Annotated in this window: 16 protein-coding genes; all 16 read left to right on the top strand. The window is 45.2% G+C overall.

The features are described from left to right. Positions 1-17 precede the first annotated feature (17 nt). The 16 genes from murE to carB all read left to right on the top strand — a co-directional run bounded on the left by murE (position 18) and on the right by carB (position 23314). Entirely contained in the window at positions 18-1502 is a 1485-nt protein-coding gene (murE, locus tag NX845_RS16630; RefSeq protein ID WP_260257010.1) for a UDP-N-acetylmuramoyl-L-alanyl-D-glutamate--2,6-diaminopimelate ligase, read from the top strand. After that, positions 1502-2875, top strand: coding sequence for a UDP-N-acetylmuramoyl-tripeptide--D-alanyl-D-alanine ligase (murF, locus tag NX845_RS16625; protein WP_260257009.1), 1374 nt, complete (start codon positions 1502-1504; stop codon positions 2873-2875). The genes murE and murF overlap by 1 nt, the downstream gene beginning before the upstream one ends. Further along, a complete protein-coding gene (gene mraY / locus NX845_RS16620; RefSeq protein ID WP_004735991.1) occupies positions 2872-3954 on the top strand; it encodes a phospho-N-acetylmuramoyl-pentapeptide-transferase in 1083 nt (360 codons plus the stop codon). The genes murF and mraY overlap by 4 nt, the downstream gene beginning before the upstream one ends. Positions 3955-4011: 57 nt before the next feature. Further along, the gene (gene murD, locus NX845_RS16615; protein ID WP_017084767.1) at positions 4012-5328 is read left to right on the top strand and encodes a UDP-N-acetylmuramoyl-L-alanine--D-glutamate ligase; all 1317 of its coding nucleotides are present in this window, start codon (positions 4012-4014) and stop codon (positions 5326-5328) included. 22 nt (positions 5329-5350) lie between these two features. Continuing rightward, a complete protein-coding gene (gene ftsW / locus NX845_RS16610) occupies positions 5351-6547 on the top strand; it encodes a cell division protein FtsW (protein ID WP_017091317.1) in 1197 nt (398 codons plus the stop codon). Between the two features lie 12 nt (positions 6548-6559). After that, positions 6560-7621 carry an undecaprenyldiphospho-muramoylpentapeptide beta-N-acetylglucosaminyltransferase gene (gene murG, locus NX845_RS16605; RefSeq protein ID WP_260257008.1) on the top strand — a complete coding sequence of 354 codons (1062 nt, stop codon included), beginning with the start codon at positions 6560-6562 and terminating at the stop codon, positions 7619-7621. A gap of 13 nt (positions 7622-7634) precedes the next feature. Continuing rightward, positions 7635-9095, top strand: a complete 1461-nt coding sequence (gene murC / locus NX845_RS16600; protein WP_017084769.1) for a UDP-N-acetylmuramate--L-alanine ligase — start codon at positions 7635-7637, stop codon at positions 9093-9095. A 278-nt stretch (positions 9096-9373) separates the two neighbouring features. Then, positions 9374-10066, top strand: coding sequence for a cell division protein FtsQ/DivIB (locus tag NX845_RS16595; RefSeq protein WP_004729846.1), 693 nt, complete (start codon positions 9374-9376; stop codon positions 10064-10066). Further along, positions 10059-11327, top strand: coding sequence for a cell division protein FtsA (gene ftsA, locus NX845_RS16590; RefSeq protein WP_004729844.1), 1269 nt, complete (start codon positions 10059-10061; stop codon positions 11325-11327). Before NX845_RS16595 ends, ftsA begins: the two co-directional genes overlap by 8 nt. A gap of 31 nt (positions 11328-11358) precedes the next feature. Further along, positions 11359-12588 (top strand): cell division protein FtsZ, encoded by a 1230-nt coding sequence (ftsZ, locus tag NX845_RS16585; RefSeq protein WP_017084771.1) that lies wholly within the window; start codon positions 11359-11361, stop codon positions 12586-12588. Between the two features lie 96 nt (positions 12589-12684). Further along, entirely contained in the window at positions 12685-13602 is a 918-nt protein-coding gene (gene lpxC, locus NX845_RS16580; protein WP_017080243.1) for a UDP-3-O-acyl-N-acetylglucosamine deacetylase, read from the top strand. A 388-nt stretch (positions 13603-13990) separates the two neighbouring features. Further along, the gene (gene secA, locus NX845_RS16575; RefSeq protein ID WP_017077687.1) at positions 13991-16717 is read left to right on the top strand and encodes a preprotein translocase subunit SecA; all 2727 of its coding nucleotides are present in this window, start codon (positions 13991-13993) and stop codon (positions 16715-16717) included. A gap of 358 nt (positions 16718-17075) precedes the next feature. Further along, positions 17076-17474 (top strand): 8-oxo-dGTP diphosphatase MutT, encoded by a 399-nt coding sequence (mutT, locus tag NX845_RS16570; RefSeq protein WP_102510835.1) that lies wholly within the window; start codon positions 17076-17078, stop codon positions 17472-17474. A gap of 92 nt (positions 17475-17566) precedes the next feature. Next, a complete protein-coding gene (gene dapB / locus NX845_RS16565; protein ID WP_004734972.1) occupies positions 17567-18391 on the top strand; it encodes a 4-hydroxy-tetrahydrodipicolinate reductase in 825 nt (274 codons plus the stop codon). A gap of 503 nt (positions 18392-18894) precedes the next feature. Beyond that, positions 18895-20067, top strand: coding sequence for a glutamine-hydrolyzing carbamoyl-phosphate synthase small subunit (gene carA, locus NX845_RS16560; RefSeq protein ID WP_017077691.1), 1173 nt, complete (start codon positions 18895-18897; stop codon positions 20065-20067). Between the two features lie 16 nt (positions 20068-20083). Then, positions 20084-23314: a carbamoyl-phosphate synthase large subunit gene (carB, locus tag NX845_RS16555; protein ID WP_260257007.1), complete on the top strand. Its 3231-nt coding sequence runs from the start codon at positions 20084-20086 to the stop codon at positions 23312-23314. The last annotated feature ends 105 nt before the right edge of the window (positions 23315-23419 follow it).

Genomic DNA, 23419 nt, shown 5'->3' with positions numbered 1-23419 from the left:
GTTAATCAGGATTCAATATGAGTAATAGCCTCACGCTGTCATCTTTACTTTCTCCTTGGGGAGACTTTAGTTCACCTGAACTGGAGTCGATTGCTGTTGAGCAATTGGAGCTAGATAGCCGAGCCATCAAGGAAGGTGATATTTTTGTTGCCGTAGTCGGACATGCTGTTGATGGCCGTCGTTTTATCGACAAAGCGGTCGCACTGGGAGCTCATGCTGTTATTGCACAGGCCGATGCTGAAAAGCCTCATGGTCTGATTGAATGGTTGGATACTGTCCCTGTTATTTACATTAACAACCTTAACTTGGTGCTATCTGAGTTAGCTGGTCGTGTTTACTCGTCCCAAGCGACTAAGTTGATTGGTGTTACCGGCACCAATGGCAAAACCACCATCACCCAATTGATTGCTCAATGGCTTGATCTCGTCGGTCAACGCTCAGCGGTAATGGGCACGACAGGTAATGGTTTCTTAGACAATCTAAAAACCGCAGCGAACACTACAGGCAGTGCCATCGAAATACAGCGCACACTGAGTGAGTTAGCTGCAGAAAAAGCTATCTACACGGCAATGGAAATCTCTTCTCACGGTTTGGTGCAAGGTCGAGTAAAGGCTTTGGACTTTGAGGTAGGTGTATTTACTAACTTGAGTCGTGATCATCTTGATTACCACGGCACGATGGAAGAGTACGCATTGGCTAAGAAGAGCCTGTTTACTCAACACAAATGCAAGCACGCAGTGATCAATGTGGATGACGAAGTGGGTAAAGCTTGGATGCCGGATTTATCCAATGCTATTGCAGTGTCACTGTTACCGCTAACGGGCTATCAACAGTCGGTGTGGGCATCTGATGTCGCTTATGCAGAAACCGGTATCAAGCTCTCTTTCGATGGTAGCTGGGGGCAAGGGAAGCTTTCTGTTCCACTGATTGGTCAGTTCAACGCATCAAACGTACTGGTTGCTTTTGCTACTTTGCTTTCTTTGGGTATCGAAAAGCAAATCTTGGTCGACACTGCGCCTCAGCTTCAACCTGTGATTGGCCGAATGGAGCTTTTCCAAGTTCCGAGCAAAGCCAAGGTGGTTGTCGATTATGCTCATACGCCCGATGCGCTAGAGAAAGCATTGACAGCACTGCGCGTGCATTGCTCCGGTAAACTGTGGGCAATCTTTGGTTGTGGTGGAGATCGCGACACTGGTAAGCGCCCAATGATGGCAGCAACCGCAGAGCAGTTCGCCGATAAAATCATTATTTCAGATGATAACCCTCGCAGCGAAGAACCGGCACTGATAGTCAAAGACATGCTGGCTGGCTTAAGTAAACCTGAAGCCGCGTTTGTCGAACACGAACGCTATCAAGCCGTTAAGTTTGCGCTTGAGCAGGCAGGCAGCGATGACATTATTCTTCTGGCTGGTAAAGGCCATGAGGATTACCAAGTATTGAAAGACAAAACGGTACATTACTCAGACCGAGAGTCTGCGCTTCAACTTTTAGGTATTTCATAATGATTGATGTATCACTTGAGCAAATCTGCTCCGTGGTCAGTGGTGAGCTGATTAAAGCGGACAACTCGAACAATAACGTAATCAATGCAGTTTCAACGGATACTCGTACCGTTGAAGAAGGCGCCTTGTTTGTCGCTATTGTTGGAGAGCGTTTCGACGCGCATGACTTTTGCCATCAAGCCGTTGAAGCAAACGCGAGCGCGTTGTTAGTCGAACGAAAACTTGACCTAAATATTACTCAAGTTGTTGTCGAAGACACTAAACTTGCTTTAGGTGAACTAAGTGCTTGGATTCACAAACAATGTGATGTGCCAACGATGGCGATTACAGGCAGCTGTGGCAAAACGACCGTTAAAGAGATGGTGGCGAGCATTTTACAGCAACGTGGCAAGGTGCTGTTTACGGCGGGTAACTTCAATAATGATATTGGTGTGCCTTTGACCTTGTTACGCAGTGAACCCAATGATGACTATGCTGTGATCGAACTGGGCGCTAACCATATTGGTGAAATTGCCTATACCACTCAGCTAGTGAAGCCACAAGTTGCCTTAGTTAATAATGTAGCCGCGGCTCATTTAGAAGGCTTTGGTTCGATTGATGGTGTGAAACAAGCGAAAGGTGAAATTTTTCAGGGGCTTGCTGCTGGTGATACTGCTATTGTTAATTTAGAGAGCAACGGTGGTGATTTTTGGAATGAAGTACTTGCGGATAAAGCGGTGCTGACATTTTCTGAAGGTAGTCGTGAAGCCGATTATTTTGCTGAAAATATCAAAATTAACGACCAAGGCGAAGCTTGCTTTGATATGCAAACACCACAAGGTGCTACGGCTGTTGAACTTGGTATTATTGGTCAGCATAACGTGGCGAACGCGTTGGCGGCTGCAGCGTTGAGCATTCAATTTGGCGCAACGCTTGATGAAATAAAAAGTGGTTTAGCGAATCTTATCTCGGTTAAAGGACGAGTTGAGGTTCAACAATTAAGTCAGAATATCAAGCTGATAGATGACAGTTATAACGCCAGCGTACCCGCGATGAAGGCGGCAGCCAAACTGCTGTCGAGCTTCAAAGGTCAACGTTGGTTGATTTTAGGCAATATGGCTGAATTAGGCGACGAAAGTCTTGCACTTCACCGTCAAGTCGGTGAATATGCTGCCCCATTCGCTTTTGAGCATGTACTCACTTACGGTGATGATACCAAGGTGATTAGTGAGGTCTGTAACGGTACCCACTTTGCAACGCATCAAGCGATGATAGCGCACATAGAGCAGCACTTACGCTTGCCAGAAAACGCGTCACATACCTTGTTGGTAAAAGGCGCGAATAGTGCAGGAATGAGTAAAATAGCCGCTGCTTTAAAGGAGAACTTTTCATGATAATTTGGCTTGCAGAGCTACTACAGCCACACCTTTCTTTTTTCCGTTTGTTCGAATACCTATCGTTTCGTGCAATCGCGAGTATTTTGACGGCTTTATGTCTGTCGCTGTGGATGGGACCTCGTTTAATTGAGCGTCTGCAAATGCTACAAATTGGCCAAGTTGTTCGTAATGACGGCCCTGAATCTCACTTTAGCAAACGTGGTACACCAACCATGGGTGGCGTGATGATCCTAGCTGCGATCATTATTACGGTATTGATGTGGGCTGATCTTTCCAATCCTTATGTATGGGCTGTATTAGTTGTACTTGCTGGTTATGGCGCGGTCGGTTTTGTTGATGACTACCGTAAAGTGGTTCGTAAGAACACCGATGGCTTGATTGCTCGCTGGAAGTACTTCTGGCAATCGGCTATTGCATTGGTTGTGGCATTTGCTCTGTATGCTCACGGGCACGATACTGCAGCAACTCAATTGGTGGTTCCTTTCTTTAAAGATGTGATGCCACAATTAGGTTTATTGTACATCGTACTGACTTATTTTGTTATTGTGGGTACCAGTAACGCTGTGAACTTAACAGACGGCCTAGACGGCTTGGCCATTATGCCAACGGTTATGGTTGCTGCTGGTTTTGCTGTGATTGCTTGGGCAACAGGTAACGTTAACTTTGCAGCATATCTACACATTCCATACATTCCATACACATCTGAACTGGTTGTGGTATGTACTGCTATCGTCGGTGCCGGACTTGGCTTCCTATGGTTCAACACTTACCCAGCGCAAGTATTCATGGGCGATGTTGGCTCACTAGCGCTTGGTGGTGCACTGGGTGTGATCGCGGTGTTAGTTCGCCAAGAGTTGGTACTGGTTATCATGGGCGGTGTGTTTGTAATGGAGACTCTGTCAGTGATTCTGCAGGTGGGCTCTTACAAATTACGTGGTCAGCGTATTTTCCGCATGGCACCGATTCACCACCACTATGAACTTAAAGGTTGGCCAGAGCCGCGTGTAATCGTGCGCTTTTGGATCATCTCTATGGTATTAGTACTGGTTGGTCTAGCGACACTGAAAGTTCGTTAATCCTATGTGAGCCTCTGAGTAGGGGCTCTTTAAAACTATTAAGAGCATCTTGTTTAAATGGAACGTTGGCAAAATATTCAAAATGTAGTGGTTGTGGGGCTCGGTATTACCGGGCTCTCTGTCGTTAAACATCTCGTAAAATATCAGCCTCATACTCATGTGAAGGTCATTGATACTCGAGAGCTACCACCAGGAAAGGAATCTTTACCTGAATCGGTAGAACTGCATTCTGGAAGTTGGAATAGCCAATGGTTAGCGGAAGCTGATTTGGTGATTGCTAACCCAGGTATCGCCTTAGCGACGCCTGAAATACAAGATGTTATTCAAGCGGGAACTCCGGTTGTTGGCGATATTGAACTGTTTGGCTGGGCGGTAGACAAACCTGTTGTGGCTATCACAGGTTCCAATGGCAAGAGCACAGTGACCGATCTAACGGGTGTACTTGCAAAGGCTGCTGGTCTTAACGTTGGTGTTGGTGGCAACATCGGTATTCCTGCCTTAGACCTTCTTGAGCTTGATGCTGATTTATATGTCCTTGAGCTTTCAAGCTTTCAGCTAGAGACAACATCCAGTCTAAACCTTGCAGCGGCGGCCTTTTTGAACTTGTCAGAAGATCATATGGATCGCTATCAAGGCATGGCCGATTACCGTGACGCCAAATTAAGAATTTTTAACAACGCTCAGTACGCGATTGTAAACCGCGAAGACAAAGAGACTTATCCTGACCACAGCATGCCATTAGTGACATTCGGACTCGACGACCAAGAGTTTGGTGTGGCGACGATTGATGGTACTGAATGGCTAGTGGATAACAGCAAGCCAGTACTTCCTACTCAAGATTTAACATTGGTTGGACGTCACAATGTGGCAAATGCGCTAGTCTCGCTAGCACTGCTTAAACAAGTCGGTATTGATTACAGCAAAAGCCTTGAAGCTCTGAAGGCCTACAACGGTTTAACGCATCGTTGCCAAGTGGTGGCTGATAAGCGTTCTATTAAGTGGGTTAACGACTCGAAAGCAACCAACGTAGCCAGTACATTAGCGGCTCTGTCGGGCTTAGAATATCAAGGCACCTTGTATCTTCTGGTGGGTGGTGTAGGTAAGGGCGCGGATTTTAGTGAGCTTGAACCTGTGTTGTCACAGTTAGAGCGTGTTCAACTGTGTTGCTTCGGTGAAGATGCCGCGCAATTTATGCCATTGCATCCATCGGCTAAGACGTTTGATACCATGCGTGACATTATCGAGAGTGTTTCGAAGCAGTTAGTTGCCGGTGATATGGTGATGTTGTCTCCAGCGTGTGCGAGCTTCGATCAATTTAATAACTTCATGGCGAGAGGTGATGCGTTCACTGACCTTGCCCATGAGTATGCCTAACGTGTTGAAGGACTAACATTCAGTGCAAAGAGTGAAAGAGATTAATCAATCCATTTGGCAATGGCTAAACCGTGCCACACCAGAGGCGCTCTACGATCGTCAGTTGGTATGGATTGCTCTTGGACTGATGCTGACGGGCTTGGTAATGGTAACGTCGGCTTCGTTCCCAATCAGTGCTCGTTTAACTGATCAGCCGTTTCACTTTATGTTCCGCCATGCCATTTTCCTTGTGTTGGCGTTAATCGTATCCAGCGTCATATTGCAAATTCCAATGAAACGTTGGTTTCAATACAGTATGTACTTATTGGGTTTATCCTTCTTTTTGCTGGTCGTGGTATTGGCTGTCGGTAAGTCGGTTAACGGTGCATCGCGCTGGATCCCTCTTGGATTATTTAACTTACAACCCGCTGAAGTCGCTAAGTTGTCGCTGTTTATCTTTATGGCGGGTTATTTAGTTCGTAAACAAGACGAAGTGAGAAAAACCTTCTTCGGTGGCTTTGGTAAACCGATCATGGTATTCGGTGCTTTTGCTGTGTTACTACTTGGACAGCCCGATTTAGGTACAGTAGTTGTAATGCTGGTGACCTTGTTCGGAATGTTATTTATCGCAGGAGCCAAGCTTTCACAGTTTATTGCCTTGATGGTGGCGGGTATTGCCGCAGTCGTCGGCTTGATTGTTATTGAGCCCTATCGTGTTCGACGTGTTACCTCATTTTGGGAACCGTGGAATGACCCGTTTGGCAGTGGCTACCAGTTAACTCAATCGCTAATGGCATTTGGTCGTGGTGATTGGATGGGGCAAGGCCTTGGAAACTCGGTTCAGAAGTTAGAATATTTACCAGAAGCACATACCGATTTTGTGTTTGCGGTATTGGCTGAAGAGTTGGGTTTTGTTGGCGTGACCTTAGTGCTGGTCCTTATTTTTAGTTTGGTGCTTAAAGCCATTTTAATTGGCAAAAAAGCCTTCGAGAACGACCAGTTATTCAGTGGTTATCTTGCCTTTGGTATTGGTATTTGGTTTGCTTTTCAGACGCTTGTTAACGTAGGTGCTGCATCGGGTATTGTTCCGACCAAAGGTCTAACCCTGCCGCTTATCAGTTACGGTGGTTCAAGCCTTATCGTGATGTCAGTAGCGGTTTCTATGCTGCTGCGTATCGATCACGAATGCCGAATGCAACAAAAAGAACAAGCCGACAATCAAAACGAATTAGTAGAATAAGAATCTAACGTGATGAAACAAAACAAAAAACTTTTAGTGATGGCTGGTGGAACTGGTGGTCACGTTTTCCCAGGGTTAGCGGTGGCGAAAAAGCTTCAGCAACAAGGTTGGGAAATTCGCTGGTTAGGAACCGCAGACAGAATGGAAGCGGATTTAGTGCCAAAGCATGGTATTGAGATCGACTTCATTAAGGTGAAAGGCCTGCGTGGTCAAGGCATTAGCAAGCTAATTAAAGCGCCATTCCAGATTATTAATGCCATACTTCAAGCAAGACAGCACATCAAAGCATGGCAACCAGATGTGGTGCTTGGAATGGGTGGTTACGTGAGTGGCCCCGGTGGCATTGCGGCATGGCTATCCGGTATTCCCGTGGTTCTTCATGAACAAAATGCCGTGGCGGGTTTAACCAACCAATGGCTATCTAAAATTGCGAAAAAGGTATTCCAAGCCTTTCCTGGTGCTTTCCCTGCCGCAGAAGTTGTGGGGAACCCAGTACGTGAAGATGTTGTTGCCTTAGCAGAACCCGAGCAACGCATGGCAGAGCGTGACGGCGATATTCGAATCCTAGTTATGGGTGGCAGCCAAGGTGCTAAAATTCTTAACGATACTCTGCCTGTAACATTGGCTCAGTTAGGCGTTGGTTTTACTGTGATGCACCAAGCCGGTAAAAACAATCAACAGCAAGTGATTGAACAATACAAATCACATTCTGTTGATAATGTTCAAGTGACTGAATTTATTGATGATGTGGCGCAAGCTTATGAGTGGGCAGATCTATTAGTGTGTCGCTCAGGTGCATTAACCGTATCAGAAGTGTCTGCAGCCGGTGTGGGTTCTATCTTCGTTCCGTTTATGCATAAAGACAGACAGCAAGCGTTGAATGCCGATCACCTAGTTGAATGTGGCGCAGCGTTAATGATTGAACAGCCTCAATTGACGGCTGATAAGCTAGCGAACACGATTGCTCAGCTTGATAGAAATGAATTAAAAATGATGGCAACAAAAGCTCGTCAAGCAGCCAAGCTTGATGCTGATGTGACCGTCGCTGAAGCGATTAAAGCTTTAGCAAAATAATGAGATTGAATTGATGACGATTGAACATACCCAAGACTTAGCGCAAATCCGTGCAATGGTGCCAGAGATGCGCCGTGTTAAATCTATCCACTTCATCGGTATTGGTGGCGCAGGAATGAGCGGGATTGCTGAAGTCTTGCTTAATGAAGGCTACCAGATCACGGGTTCTGATATTGCTCAAAACCCAGTGACCGATCGTTTAGTTAGCAAGGGTGCTACCGTTTACATCGGCCACCAAGCAAGTAACGTTGCTGATGCAAGTGTGGTGGTGGTTTCAACCGCTATCAACGAAGAAAACCCAGAGATTATTGCTGCTCGTGAAGCGCGTACACCTATCGTTCGTCGTGCAGAAATGCTGGCTGAGCTGATGCGTTTTCGTCATGGCATTGCTGTGGCAGGTACGCACGGTAAAACCACTACGACCGCGCTAGTGACACAAATATATTCGGAAGCGGGTTTAGATCCAACTTTCGTAAACGGTGGTTTGGTAAAAAGTGTTGGTACCAATGCTCGCCTAGGTTCGAGTCGTATTCTTATCGCTGAAGCCGATGAAAGTGACGCGTCATTCTTACACCTGCAACCAATGGTTAGTATTGTGACTAACATTGAAGCGGATCATATGGATACCTACGGTGGCGATTTCGAAACGCTAAAGCAGACGTTTATTGATTTCTTACACAACCTGCCATTCTATGGTCAGGCTGTAATGTGTGTTGATGATCCGGTAGTGCGTGAGCTTATCCCTCAAGTTAGTCGTCAAGTGATTACCTACGGCTTCTCAGAAGACGCTGATATCCGCATTGAAAACTATGTACAACAGGGTCAGCAAGGCAAGTTTACGGTTGTTCGCAAAGGTAAAGCCAATCTCGATATTACGTTGAACATTCCCGGTCGCCATAACGCCCTGAATGCTTCTGCAGCGATCGCCGTTGCGACAGAAGATGACATCAGCGATGAAGCGATTCTAAAAGCGATGGCTGGAACGGAAGGCACTGGCCGTCGTTTCGATCACCTTGGTGAATATGAAACGGGTAAGGGTGTTGCAATGCTGGTCGATGATTACGGCCATCACCCAACCGAAGTTGATGTCACCATTCAAGCTGCACGAAGTGGTTGGACTGATAAACGTCTTGTGATGATCTTCCAACCGCACCGTTATAGCCGCACTCGCGATCTGTATGATGACTTCGCGAACGTTCTTGAGCAGGTTGATGTGCTTATTCTGTTAGATGTTTATTCTGCCGGTGAGAAACCTATTGCAGGGGCTGACGGACGCTCGTTAAGTCGAACTATTCGTGGGCGTGGTAAGATTGATCCCATCTTTGTTGCTGATATCAACACGCTGCCGTCGGTTTTAGCCAACGTTATTCAAGGCGGAGACCTTGTTTTAACACAGGGTGCTGGTGATGTTGGTCGTGTAGCGAAGCAACTTGAATCGCTACAATTAGACATTAATAAGATGCAAAACGCGTAACAGAATACTGTATACAGACTGTGGTTGATCGCTCACTTCTTGCGATTGACCTAAAATTGACCAAAAATCTTATTATCAACGTTTGATAGTTTGATTTTGCTCAGTATAATTCATAGGTTAAAGTAAGTGCTTTTACCTCTATTACGAAGATAGGGAATAGAATTGCGAACCAACGACAGGGAATGCGGGCTTTGGTAGAAAGTACTTTTAGCGAAAACCGCCACCTATTCAGTTTACCATCGCTAAAGAAACACGCTGTAGGCGGGTCTTTTTTTGTCATGGTACTGCTATTCATTGGATTTCTTTTCTATACCACACTGACTTGGATGTGGGACGATCAGCGATTGCCTCTCTCCAAAATAGTACTTCAAGGCGACTTAACTTACGTAACTGCTGGTGATGTTCAACATGCCTTTGGCGAGCTAGAGCATATTGGAACGTTCATGTCGCAAGACATCGGTGTGTTGCAAGACAGTTTAGAAGCGTTACCTTGGGTTTCAGTGGTGTCCATTCGTAAGCAGTGGCCAGACACAATAAAAGTATTTTTGACTGAGTATCATGCAGCAGCAATCTGGAACGGTAACATGCTGTTGAATGATAATGGTCAGGTGTTTAATGGTGATATCGGTCTTTTGAAGGGCGATCGAGTCAAGCTTTACGGCCCAGACGGCACCAGCCAAAAAGTGATAGAAAAGTGGCGACAAATAACTCCTTTGATTAACAATCTAGGGTTAACCGTTACCTCGCTCGTTCTCAATGAGCGTCGCGCTTGGCAAATAATCCTAGATAACGGTATCCGTTTAGAACTAGGTAAAGATTCTTTAGATGAGCGTGTTGAACGCTTCATTTCGCTTTACAACGAACTTGGTAGTAAAGCGAATCAAGTGAGCTACATCGACCTCAGGTATGATACGGGAGCCGCTGTAGGCTGGTTTCCAGAGCAAGAGTTAGAAGAGAGCACAGATGACTAAGACCGCAGATGACAACATAATCGTTGGTCTTGATATAGGCACTGCGACCATATCAGCTCTAGTTGGTGAAATATTGCCTGATGGTCAAATCAATATCATTGGTTCAGGGCAAAGCCCATCCAGAGGTATGGATAAAGGTGGTGTAAACGACCTAGAGTCGGTAGTGAAGTCAGTTCAGCGAGCCATTGATCAAGCAGAGTTGATGGCGGAATGCCAAATCAGCAATGTGTTTATCTCGCTATCGGGCAAACATATCGCAAGCCGAATTGAAAAAGGCATGGGCACTATTTCTGATGAAGAGGTGTCTCAAGACGATATGGATCGAGCGATCCATACCGCGAAATCAATTAAAATAGGTGATGAGCAGAGAATTCTGCACGTGATTCCACAAGAATTTACCATCGATTATCAAGAGGGGATCAAGAATCCACTTGGTTTATCTGGTGTTCGAATGGAAGTCAGTGTTCATCTAATTTCTTGCCACAGCGACATGGCGAGAAACATTATTAAAGCTGTTGAACGATGTGGTCTCACTGTAGAACAAATCGTGTTTTCAGGACTTGCCTCAAGCAATGCGGTAATTACTGACGACGAGAGAGAGCTTGGAGTATGTGTTGTTGATATTGGTGCTGGTACGATGGATATTTCCATTTGGACTGGCGGCGCATTGCGACACACAGAAGTCTTTTCCTACGCAGGAAATGCAGTAACCAGTGATATTGCCTTCGCTTTCGGCACGCCAGTGAGCGATGCTGAAGAGATAAAAGTAAACCACGGTTGCGCTCTGAGTGAACTCGTAAGCAAGGATGATTCTGTTAACGTCCCTAGTGTAGGTGGCCGTCCATCGAGAAGTTTGCAAAGACAAACTTTGTCGGAAGTGATTGAACCACGTTACACTGAACTTATGGGTCTCGTTAACCAAACTATTGATACGGTTCAATTACAGCTACGAGATGAAGGTATTAAACACCACCTTGCAGCTGGCGTCGTTCTCACTGGTGGAGCGGCACAAATTGACGGATTGGTAGAGTGTGCGGAACGTGTTTTCCGCAATCAAGTTCGAGTTGGTAAGCCGTTAGAAGTTAGTGGCTTAACTGACTATGTTAAAGAGCCGTATCATTCTACGGCGGTTGGTTTACTTCATTACGCAAGAGATTGTCAGATAAGTGATGAGGGTGATTACAGCGAACCTAAGCGTTCAGCACCTTCTATGTCAGGCTTGTTTGGTAAATTGCGTAATTGGATACAAAAAGAGTTTTAACCTGAGTTGCAGGAAAAAACGGAGATAACACATGTTTGAACCGATGATGGAAATGTCTGACGATGCAGTAATTAAAGTCGTTGGAGTTGGTGGCGGTGGCGGTAATGCTGTTGAGCACATGGTACGTGAATCGATCGAAGGCGTAGAGTTCATCAGTGTTAATACTGATGCACAAGCCCTTCGTAAAACGAGCGTGAGCAGCGTGATCCAAATTGGTGGTGATATCACTAAAGGTTTGGGCGCTGGTGCAAATCCACAAGTAGGCCGTGATGCAGCTCTCGAAGATCGAGAAAGAATTAAAGAAGTTCTAACTGGCGCCGATATGGTATTTATCGCAGCTGGTATGGGCGGTGGTACAGGTACAGGTGCTGCTCCAGTTATTGCTGAAGTTGCGAAAGAGCTGGGTGTGCTAACGGTTGCTGTTGTAACTAAGCCATTTAGCTTTGAAGGCAAAAAGCGTTTAGCGTTTGCTGAGCAAGGTATCGAAGAGCTTTCTAAACATGTGGATTCTTTAATTACGATTCCAAATGAAAAGCTACTTAAAGTACTTGGCCGTGGCGTAACACTGCTAGAAGCTTTCGCAAGTGCAAATGATGTACTTAAAAACGCTGTACAAGGTATCGCTGAGCTAATTACTCGCCCTGGTATGATTAACGTCGATTTCGCGGATGTTCGCACTGTGATGTCGGAAATGGGTCATGCAATGATGGGTAGCGGTATCGCAAAAGGTGAAGACCGTGCTGAAGAAGCTGCTGAAACGGCAATTTCTAGCCCATTACTAGAAGACATCGACCTAGCTGGCGCGCGTGGCGTTCTTGTGAACATCACTGCAGGCCTAGATATGCGTTTAGATGAATTCGAAACTGTGGGTAATACAGTTAAGGCATTCGCTTCTGATAACGCAACGGTTGTTATTGGTACCTCTCTAGACCCTGATATGACGGATGAAATCCGTGTAACTGTTGTTGCAACAGGTATCGGCACAGAGAAAAAACCAGACATTACTTTAGTTGCTGGTGGTAAAGCAAAAGTAGCGCCAACGCCTCAACCTCAAGTTGCTGTTCAAACGGCAGCAAAAGTGGAAGAGAAAGTGGCACAGCCATTGCAGGAAAAAACTGAGGTAAAACCTCAAGTTAAACCACAGCCAACAACGTCACCTGTTTCTTCGGGTACAGGCGCTAGCCAAAGTGCAGCACCTAAAGCTGAGAAAGAGAGCGGATATTTAGATATTCCAGCATTTTTACGACGTCAGGCTGATTAACAAATACCCAAAATTTGACTATCGTCGAATTAATGGTAAAATTCGCGGTTGGTAAATACTGACCGTGATTTGTAGCACTGATAACGAGGCAAGCAGATGATCAGACAACGTACTCTGAAAGAAATTGTGAAAACAACTGGTGTGGGTCTCCACTCTGGTCGTAAAGTCACACTTACTCTTCGTCCGGCAGCTGCAAATACAGGTATTGTTTATCGTCGTACAGATGTCAATCCACCTGTAGATTTCCCAGCTGATCCAGCATCAGTTCGTGACACTATGTTATGTACTGCTCTTGTTAATGACGAAGGCATACGTATCTCTACAGTGGAACACCTTAACGCAGCTCTAGCTGGAATGGGTATCGACAACATTATTGTTGAAGTCGATGCTCCAGAAATTCCAATTATGGATGGTAGCGCAAGCCCATTCGTATACTTGCTACAGCAAGCGGGTGTAGAAACACTGAATGCAGCGAAACGTTTTATTCGAATCAAAAAGCCTATCCGTTTTGAAGATGGCGATAAGTGGGCAGAGTTTGTTCCATTTAACGGCTTCCGTATGGACTTTGAGATCGACTTTAACCACCCTGCAATTGAATCCGATGAGCAACGTTTGTTGTTTGATTTCTCATCACAAGGTTTTGTGAAGCAGATTTCTCGCGCTCGTACTTTCGGTTTCATGCGCGATATTGAGTACCTTCAGTCTCAAAACCTAGTACTTGGCGGTAGCTTTGATAATGCTATCGTACTGGACGAATACCGAATTCTTAATGAAGAAGGCCTTCGTTTCGACAATGAGTTTGTCACTCATAAAGTATTGGATGCGATTGGTGACCTTTACATGTGTGGACACGCTATTATTGGTGAGTTCCGTGCATACAAATCAGGTCACGGCCTAAATAACCAACTTTTACGCGCAGTTCTTGCTGACGCAGAAGCTTGGGAGTGGGCAACATTCGAAGAAGAAGCTGGCTCTCCAGTTGCTTTCGCAGAACCGGGTATGGTTCTAGCGTAATTGTTGTTTACAACAATATAAGATTTCAAAAACCAGGCCATCGGCCTGGTTTTTTTGTATCTATTTTCCAGATACAGTGTCGTTAACCTCCGGAAATTGCTGGCCAATGGGCTACAGTCTGCTTAATCCATCAGCAATTAGAAAGAAAAGTTCCAAGCACATCAAACAAATGGTGTTCTAAATGGTCGTTAGTGTGAAAATTACTTACACTAAAGGGCATTAATTTTAACTCAAGCCTTGAAAACTCTACTCTCAAGTACAATATCAAAGATACTAGATTTATCTCAGTATCCTTGGTTAGTAACTGAAGACTAGTTCATAGCTAGTAGAGACTGACGGCATTTAAAATAGATCGCGGACGATCTGAGAACGAAGAGATTCCAAGCACATGATTACTAAGCTGCTGACAAAGGTAATTGGCAGTCGCAATGACAGAACACTGCGCCGCCTTAGAAAAATTGTAAAAGAAATTAATAACTACGAACCAACGTTTGAAGCACTTTCTGATGAAGAGCTAAAAGCAAAAACGGTTGAGTTTCGTGAGCGCTTAGATAAAGGTGAATCGTTAGATCAACTTCTACCTGAAGCATTCGCTACGGTACGTGAAGCGTCGAAGCGTGTTTACGGCATGCGTCACTTTGACGTGCAAATGATTGGTGGCATGGTTCTAAATGCTGGCCAAATTGCAGAGATGCGTACTGGTGAAGGTAAGACACTTACCGCAACCCTACCAGCTTATCTAAACGCGTTACCAAGCAAAGGTGTTCACGTAATAACGGTGAACGATTACCTAGCGAAGCGTGATGCGGAAACAAACCGTCCATTATTTGAATTCCTTGGCATGACTGTTGGCGTGAATGTGGCAAACATGGCTCCGCCAGAGAAAAAAGAAGCGTACCAAGCTGACATCCTATACGGAACAAACAACGAGTTTGGTTTTGATTACCTGCGTGACAACATGGCTTTCCGTGCTGAAGACCGAGTTCAACGTGAGCGCTTCTTTGCTGTAGTCGATGAGGTTGACTCAATCTTAATTGATGAAGCTCGTACTCCGTTAATTATCTCTGGCCCAGCTGAAGATAGTTCTGACCTTTATACGCGCATTAACACTCTAATTCCTTCTCTAGAGCGTCAAGATAAAGAAGATTCAGAAGAGTACCGTGGTGAAGGTCACTACACCATGGACGAAAAATCAAAACAGGTTCACCTGACTGAAAACGGTCAAGAATTTGTAGAAGAACTAATGGTCAAAAACGGCTTGATGGAAGAGGGTGACACACTTTATTCTCCAACCAATATCAGCCTATTGCACCATGTGAATGCTGCGCTTCGTGCACACGTATTGTTTGAGAAAAACGTCGACTACATCGTTACTGAAGAAGGCGAAGTGGTTATCGTTGATGAACATACTGGTCGTACTATGCCAGGTCGTCGTTGGTCTGAAGGTTTACACCAAGCTGTTGAAGCTAAAGAAGGTGTGAAGATTCAAAATGAAAACCAAACGCTAGCATCGATTACATTCCAGAACTTCTTCCGATTGTACGAAAAACTGTCAGGCATGACAGGTACTGCTGATACTGAAGCTTTCGAATTCCAGTCTATCTACGGCCTAGAAACGGTGGTTATCCCAACCAACAAGCCTATGGTTCGTAACGATATGCCAGATGTGGTTTATCGTACTGAAGAAGACAAGTTCAATGCGATCATTGAAGACATCAAAGACCGTGTTGCGGCTGGTCAGCCATCACTGGTTGGTACGGTTTCTATCGAGAAATCTGAACTGCTGTCTAACGCACTGAAAAAAGCAAAAATTAAGCACAACGTACTAAATGCTAAGTTCCACGAGATGGAAGCTGAGATCGTTGCGCAAGCTGGTATGCCGAGTGCGGTAACTATCGCAACTAACATGGCAGGTCGTGGTACCGATATCGTGTTAGGTGGTAGCTGGCAGGCACAAATTGAGAAGCTAGATAATCCAACGAAAGAGCAGATCGACAAGATCAAAGCTGACTGGAGAGTTGTCCACGATACAGTTCTTGAGTCAGGTGGTCTGCACATCATTGGTACTGAGCGTCATGAATCTCGCCGTATCGATAACCAGCTACGTGGTCGTTCTGGTCGTCAAGGTGATGCAGGTTCTTCTCGTTTCTACCTATCAATGGAAGACTCTCTACTACGTATCTTTACATCTGATCGTATGGCTGGTCTTATCCAAAGTGGTATGGACGAAGGCGAAGCGATTGAATCTAAGATGTTATCTCGCTCAATTGAAAAAGCTCAACGTAAAGTGGAAGGTCGCAACTTCGACATCCGTAAGCAGCTTCTTGAGTACGATGACGTAGCCAATGACCAACGTAAGGTTGTTTATGAGCTACGTGATGAACTGATGAGTTCTGATGACATCAGCGAGATGATCGAACACAACCGCGAAGATGTACTTGCGTCAGTCATTGATGAATACATCGCTCCTCAATCTCTTGAAGACATGTGGGATATCGCGGGTCTGCAAGATCGTCTGAAGAATGACTTCGACCTAGACTTTGATATTCAAGGTTGGTTAGACGAAGACGACAAGCTTTATGAAGAAGCATTGCGTGAGCGTATTCTTGGTATGGCGGTAGATTCGTACAAACAGAAAGAAGAAGTGGTTGGTGCTCAAGTACTGCGTAACTTCGAGAAGTCTGTGATGCTACAAACGCTAGACGGTCTTTGGAAAGAGCACTTGGCTGCGATGGATCACCTTCGCCAAGGTATCCACTTACGTGGTTATGCTCAGAAGAACCCGAAACAAGAGTACAAGCGCGAGTCGTTTGAACTGTTTGAAGGCCTACTCGATGTACTGAAAACAGATGTTGTAACCATCCTTTCTAAAGTTCGCGTTCAGCAACAAGAAGAAGTTGAAAAGATGGAAGCTCAACGTCAAGCTCAAGCTGAACAAGCGGCGCGTCGTGCACAAGCACAACACGCAACGGCTGAAAACCAGCTAGCTGACGATGAAGCGGATGCAGCATCTCCACAAACGGTAGTACGTGATGAGCGTAAAGTGGGTCGTAACGAACCATGTCCATGTGGAAGTGGTAAAAAATACAAACAGTGTCACGGTAAAATTGACTAAGTTTGGTGAATCTTCGCTGTAACGGATAATTGCAGTGTCGGAGGTACTCACTTACTAACGTAAGCTCCGTGTCTCCTCCTTGCACTTAACACGTTACAACTTAGCTTCATAAAAACTTACTGCTATTAAAAAGAGTCGCTTAGGCGGCTCTTTTTGTATGTAAATTTCATGACTTATCTTTTTGTCGAAAGGAAAGTCGTCATTCCCTATAGCGAGGAACGAGCGCAGTAGGGAATCTTGTTTGATAGTTTGGCTTAAGGTTGTTGTATTAGCTTCCCAACTCAGTCGTTGCTCCTTCTTGAGGATGGCGTATTCAGGGGCTGCTTGAGCGAAGCGTTTTATTAAGGAACATCATCATATGAAAAGAATCCATATTGTCGCAGGTATTATCTTCAACCAAGATAAGTCACAGGTCTTTATCACTAAACGCCCAGACGACAAGCACAAAGGCGGTTTCTGGGAATTCCCTGGTGGTAAAGTAGAAGCGGGCGAAACCATTGAGCAGGCGATGGCTCGTGAACTTGATGAAGAGATTGGCATTAAGGTGACAGATCAGTCTCTGTTTGAGCACCTTGAATTTGATTACAGCGACAAGTCGCTTAAGTTTGATTTCATTCTTGTGACTGATTTCGAGCAACAGCCTTATGGTAAAGAAGGGCAACAAGGTGAATGGGTCGATCTTGAATCATTGAACCAATACGCATTCCCTGAAGCGAATGTGCCCATTTTAGAGCGAGTAATAAAAGAGTTTTCGTAATTGCTAGCCTGAGTTTGAGATTGTTGTTAGTTTAAAGAGATTAATCGAATGAACGTTGCTGCGACAGATGAGCAGTGACGGTAACCAAAACAATGGAGATATTCGCAGTGGTAAGAATTGCAATTGCAGGAGCAGCTGGCCGTATGGGTCGTAACTTGGTGAAAGCCGCTCACCAAAATTCAGAAGCAAGCGTTGGCGCTGGTTCAGAGCGCCCAGAGTCATCTTTGGTCGGTGTTGATGTTGGCGAGTTATGCGGTGAAGGCCGTTTTGATGTAGCTCTAGTCGATGACCTTTCGAAAGCGATTGAAGAGTTTGACGTGATCGTCGACTTTACCGCACCTGTGAGCACATTAGCGAATATTGAACTTTGTAAACGTCACGGAAAGAAGCTAATTATCGGTACGACAGGTTTCTCTGAAGAAGAGAAACAGGTGATTGATGCGGCGTCAAAAGAGATGCCTATCGTAATGGCTCCTAACTACAGCGTTGGTGTAAACCTAGTGTTCAAGCTGCTAGAAAAGGCCGCTAAAGTGATGGGCGATTATTGTGATGTTGAGATCGTTGAGGCTCACCATCGCCATAAAGTCGATGCGCCGTCAGGCACTGCGATTGGTATGGGCGAAGCTATTGCTGGTGCGATGGGCAATGATCTAAACGATGTCGCTGTATGGTCACGTGAAGGTATTACTGGCGAGCGTACCAAAGATGAGATCGGCTTTGCGACGATTCGTGCCGGTGACATCATTGGCGAGCATACCGCAATGTTTGCTGATATTGGTGAGCGCGTTGAAATTACCCATAAAGCAACGGATAGAATGACCTTTGCTAATGGTGCGATAAAGGCAGCTGTTTGGCTAAATGACAAGCCAGCAGGCTTTTATACCATGACGGATGTCCTTGGTTTGAATGACCTGTAAATAGATATTTATGCGCTGGCAATTGCCGGCGCTTTTTTTATTTGGTGGCTTTTCCTTAATAATCCCTCTTCTATGATCTTCCTTCTACTTTCTTCTTATCGCCATTTGCCCTCTATTTTTATGCTATTTATGCAGGCTTTAGTGTGTTTTTTGTTTTAGATCTTTAAATTATCATGTTTTCTCTTGGTATTTATCGATTGCGTTTTGTTGCTGATATTTTTGGCACTCTATGGTTAGCTAAAATGACGGGTGAAAATTAGAAAATCGTAATATTCCTATTAATTGAGTATGAAAGTTGAACTTTTGAAGCTTTGGTAAAGGAAATTGAATTAGTTCTTACAAATGTTTAATTTCTTTTGCGTTAAATGTTGACACGTATCACGCAGATCACTAGAATACCGCCAATTTGTCTAATTTCCATAAACACGCAGTTTTTGGTGTTGCAGGAAGGTAGATTTGCAAATTAAATCAATTTTAATGCATTTTTATTTCTGGAGGTTGTCTTGAAGAAGTCAGCACTACTCGTCCTAGAAGATGGGACAGTATTTCACGGTGAAGCCATTGGCGCTGTAGGTTCTGCAGTTGGTGAAGTCGTTTTTAATACCTCGATGACGGGGTACCAAGAAATCCTCACTGATCCTTCCTATTCTCAGCAAATCGTTACCCTTACTTACCCTCACATTGGCAATACCGGAACCAATTCCGAAGATGAAGAATCTTCTTCAATCCATGCTCAAGGCCTTGTGATTCGCGATCTCCCTCTAATCGCTTCTAATTTCCGTAATGAACAATCCCTTTCTGATTACCTTAAGTCGCAAAACGTTGTTGGTATCGCTGATATCGATACTCGTAAGCTGACGCGTATTCTTCGTGAAAAAGGTGCTCAAAACGGTTGTATCGTAGCGGGCTCTTCAGTAAACGACGGAAATTTAGACGAAGCTTTGGCTCTAGCTAAAGCAAAAGAATTCCCTGGCCTGAAAGGTATGGACCTTGCGAAAGAAGTTACAACAAAAGAAGCGTATCAATGGAAACAAGGTTCGTGGACGCTTACGGGTGGACTTCCTGAAGCGAAAGCAGACTCTGAATTGCCATACCACGTTGTTGCTTATGACTTCGGCGCAAAACGAAACATCTTACGAATGCTTGTTGACCGCGGCTGCCGCCTAACGGTTGTTCCTGCTGAAACTTCAGCAGAAGAAGTACTCGCTCTGAACCCTGATGGTGTTTTCCTTTCAAATGGCCCTGGTGACCCAGAACCATGTACTTACGCAATTGAAGCAACAAAAGTGTTCCTAGAAAAAGGTTTACCAATCTTTGGTATCTGTCTAGGTCACCAGATTCTTGCTCTTGCGTCAGGCGCTAAGACAGTGAAAATGAAGTTTGGTCACCACGGTGCAAACCACCCGGTTAAAGATTTAGATCGTGATGTTGTGATGATTACTTCACAAAACCACGGCTTTGCTGCTGACGAAGATACGCTTCCAGAGACATTACGAGCGACTCATAAGTCTCTATTTGATGGTTCTCTACAAGGTATCCACCGTACAGATAAGCCAGCATTTAGCTTCCAAGGTCACCCAGAAGCAAGCCCAGGTCCAGAAGATGCGGCACCGCTATTCGACCACTTCATTGAATTAATTAACCAGTCTGTTGCAAACAAACAAGACAAAGCGTAATCCGGAGTAGTAGATAATGCCAAAACGTACTGACATTAAAAGTGTTCTAATTCTAGGTGCTGGTCCGATTGTTATCGGTCAAGCATGTGAGTTTGATTACTCTGGTGCTCAAGCTTGTAAAGCACTTCGCGAAGAAGGTTACCGAGTTATTCTTGTAAACTCGAACCCAGCGACAATCATGACTGACCCAGACATGGCTGATGCGACTTACATCGAACCTATCCAATGGGAAGTGGTTCGTAACATCATCGCTAAAGAGAAGCCAGATGCAGTTCTACCGACAATGGGCGGCCAAACTGCACTTAACTGTGCGTTAGATTTAGAAAAATACGGCGTACTTGAAGAATTCGGCGTAGAGATGATTGGCGCAACTGCTGACGCTATCGATAAAGCTGAAGACCGCTCTCGTTTTGATAAAGCAATGAAATCGATTGGTCTTGAGTGTCCAACGGCTGATACAGCGAAAACGATGGAAGAAGCTTACAAAGTTCAAGAAATGGTTGGTTTCCCTTGTATCATTCGTCCATCGTTTACGATGGGTGGTACAGGCGGTGGTATCGCTTATAACAAAGAAGAATTTGAAGAAATCTGTCGTCGTGGTTTGGACCTATCTCCAACCAACGAACTTCTTATCGATGAATCACTTATCGGTTGGAAAGAGTACGAGATGGAAGTGGTTCGCGACAAGAACGACAACTGCATCATCGTATGTGCGATTGAAAACTTTGACCCAATGGGCATTCACACTGGTGACTCGATCACAGTGGCTCCGGCTCAAACGCTGACAGACAAAGAATACCAACTAATGCGTAACGCTTCTCTAGCGGTACTGCGTGAGATTGGTGTTGAAACAGGTGGTTCAAACGTACAGTTTGGTATCAACCCGAAAGATGGCCGTATGGTTATCATCGAGATGAACCCACGTGTATCTCGTTCTTCTGCACTTGCTTCTAAAGCAACAGGTTTCCCAATCGCTAAGATTGCAGCGAAACTGGCTGTTGGCTTTACGCTAGACGAGCTAATGAATGACATCACTGGCGGCGCAACACCAGCATCATTCGAACCAACAATCGACTACGTAGTAACTAAGATTCCTCGTTTTAACTTCGAGAAATTTGCAGGTGCTAACGACCGTCTAACGACGCAAATGAAGTCGGTTGGTGAAGTTATGGCTATCGGCCGTAACCAACAAGAATCTCTACAGAAAGCACTTCGCGGTCTAGAAGTTGGCGCAACTGGTTTTGACGAAATGGTTGACCTAGATGCACCTGACGCTCTAACGACGATTCGCCATGAGCTTAAAGAAGCTGGTTCTGACCGTATTTGGTACATCGCAGACGCTTTCCGTGCTGGTATGTCAGTTGATGGTGTATTCAACCTAACGCAAATTGACCGCTGGTTCCTAGTTCAAATCGAAGACATCGTAAAACTAGAGCAAGAACTTAAAGCGAAAGGCTTTGCTGGTCTGAATAAAGACGAGCTAATGAAGCTTAAGCGTAAAGGTTTTGCTGATGCTCGCCTGTCTAAGATTCTAGGTGTGGCTGAAAGTGAAATTCGTCGTCTACGTGACCAATACGATATTCACCCAGTCTACAAGCGCGTAGATACGTGTGCGGCTGAGTTCTCTTCTGATACGGCTTACATGTACTCATCTTACGATGACGAATGTGAATCGAACCCAACAGACAAAGAGAAAATCATGATCTTAGGCGGCGGTCCAAACCGTATCGGCCAAGGTATTGAATTCGATTACTGTTGTGTACATGCATCTCTAGCACTACGTGAAGATGGCTACGAAACAATCATGGTTAACTGTAACCCTGAGACAGTTTCGACAGACTACGATACATCTGACCGTCTGTACTTTGAACCAGTAACTCTGGAAGACGTACTCGCAATCGTTCGTGTTGAGAAGCCAAAAGGCGTTATCGTTCAGTACGGTGGTCAAACACCACTGAAACTGGCTCGTGAGCTTGAAGCTGCTGGCGTACCAATCATTGGTACTAGCCCAGACGCAATCGACCGTGCAGAAGACCGTGAGCGTTTCCAAGTTGCTGTTGACCGTCTTGGTCTTCTACAACCAGAAAACGCGACAGTTACAACAATGGAGCAAGCGGTAGAGAAATCTCGCGAAATCGGCTTCCCATTAGTTGTTCGTCCTTCTTATGTTCTTGGTGGTCGTGCGATGGAAATCGTATACGACGAGCAAGACTTACGTCGCTACTTCAACGAAGCAGTAAGTGTTTCAAACGAATCTCCAGTACTACTTGATAGCTTCCTAGATGATGCAATTGAAGTCGACGTTGATGCGATTTGTGACGGTGAGCGCGTTGTTATTGCGGGTATCATGGAGCATATCGAACAAGCGGGTGTTCACTCTGGTGACTCAGCATGTTCTCTTCCTGCTTACACGCTAAGCCAAGAAATCCAAGACGTAATGCGTGAGCAAGTTGAAAAGCTAGCGTTCGAGTTGGGTGTTCGTGGTCTAATGAATACGCAGTTTGCTGTTAAGAACAACGAAGTGTACCTAATCGAAGTTAACCCTCGTGCAGCACGTACAGTACCGTTCGTATCGAAGGCAACAGGCGCAGCAGTCGCTAAGATTGCAGCTCGTGTTATGACAGGTCAATCGCTAGAGTCTCAAGGCTTTACGAAAGAAATCATTCCACCATACTACTCAGTGAAAGAAGTTGTTCTTCCGTTCAACAAATTCCCTGGTGTTGACCCACTATTAGGCCCAGAAATGCGCTCTACTGGTGAGGTTATGGGTGTTGGTGCAACGTTTGCTGAAGCATACTCTAAAGCTGAATTGGGTTGTGGCAACATCTACCCAGAAGGCGGCCGTGCACTTCTTTCTGTTCGCGAAGGCGACAAAGAGCGCGTTGTTGACCTAGCATCTAAGCTATCTAAGCTTGGTTACCAGCTAGACGCAACACACGGTACTGCGGTTATCCTTGGTGAAGCGGGTATCAACCCACGTCTAGTAAACAAGGTACACGAAGGTCGTCCTCACATTCTTGACCGTATCAAGAACAACGAGTACACGTACATCGTGAACACTGCTGCTGGCCGTCAAGCGATTGAAGATTCGAAAGTTCTTCGTCGTGGCGCATTGGCTGAGAAAGTGAACTACACGACTACGCTAAATGCTGCATTTGCGACTTGTATGGCGCACACTGCAGACGCGAAAACGTCAGTAACTTCAGTTCAAGAACTGCACGCACAGGTTAAAGCTTCTCTAGCTTAATTGACTAACGTGTATCGCTGCTAAGCGGTGTCTCGTCCTAAAATACGTTGACGATTTTAGTAAGCCAGTAACGCAAGTTGCTGGCTTTTTTCATGCATCTTATTT

The organism is Vibrio sp. NC2 (genome assembly GCF_025195005.1).
Taxonomy (GTDB): domain Bacteria; phylum Pseudomonadota; class Gammaproteobacteria; order Enterobacterales; family Vibrionaceae; genus Vibrio; species Vibrio splendidus.
Note: the sequence above shows the minus strand (reverse complement) of the source record. Positions and strands in the feature narration are given on the sequence as shown.

Bases quoted from the DNA above. Each gene is read 5' to 3' on its own strand.
- murE (WP_260257010.1), top strand. From the start codon at position 18: ATGAGTAATAGCCTCACGCTGTCATCTTTACTTTCTCCTTGGGGAGAC.
- murF (WP_260257009.1), top strand. From the start codon at position 1,502: ATGATTGATGTATCACTTGAGCAAATCTGCTCCGTGGTCAGTGGTGAG.
- mraY (WP_004735991.1), top strand. From the start codon at position 2,872: ATGATAATTTGGCTTGCAGAGCTACTACAGCCACACCTTTCTTTTTTC.
- murD (WP_017084767.1), top strand. From the start codon at position 4,012: ATGGAACGTTGGCAAAATATTCAAAATGTAGTGGTTGTGGGGCTCGGT.
- murG (WP_260257008.1), top strand. From the start codon at position 6,560: ATGAAACAAAACAAAAAACTTTTAGTGATGGCTGGTGGAACTGGTGGT.
- murC (WP_017084769.1), top strand. From the start codon at position 7,635: ATGACGATTGAACATACCCAAGACTTAGCGCAAATCCGTGCAATGGTG.
- NX845_RS16595 (WP_004729846.1), top strand. From the start codon at position 9,374: ATGGTACTGCTATTCATTGGATTTCTTTTCTATACCACACTGACTTGG.
- ftsA (WP_004729844.1), top strand. From the start codon at position 10,059: ATGACTAAGACCGCAGATGACAACATAATCGTTGGTCTTGATATAGGC.
- ftsZ (WP_017084771.1), top strand. From the start codon at position 11,359: ATGTTTGAACCGATGATGGAAATGTCTGACGATGCAGTAATTAAAGTC.
- lpxC (WP_017080243.1), top strand. From the start codon at position 12,685: ATGATCAGACAACGTACTCTGAAAGAAATTGTGAAAACAACTGGTGTG.
- secA (WP_017077687.1), top strand. From the start codon at position 13,991: ATGATTACTAAGCTGCTGACAAAGGTAATTGGCAGTCGCAATGACAGA.
- mutT (WP_102510835.1), top strand. From the start codon at position 17,076: ATGAAAAGAATCCATATTGTCGCAGGTATTATCTTCAACCAAGATAAG.
- dapB (WP_004734972.1), top strand. From the start codon at position 17,567: ATGGAGATATTCGCAGTGGTAAGAATTGCAATTGCAGGAGCAGCTGGC.
- carB (WP_260257007.1), top strand. From the start codon at position 20,084: ATGCCAAAACGTACTGACATTAAAAGTGTTCTAATTCTAGGTGCTGGT.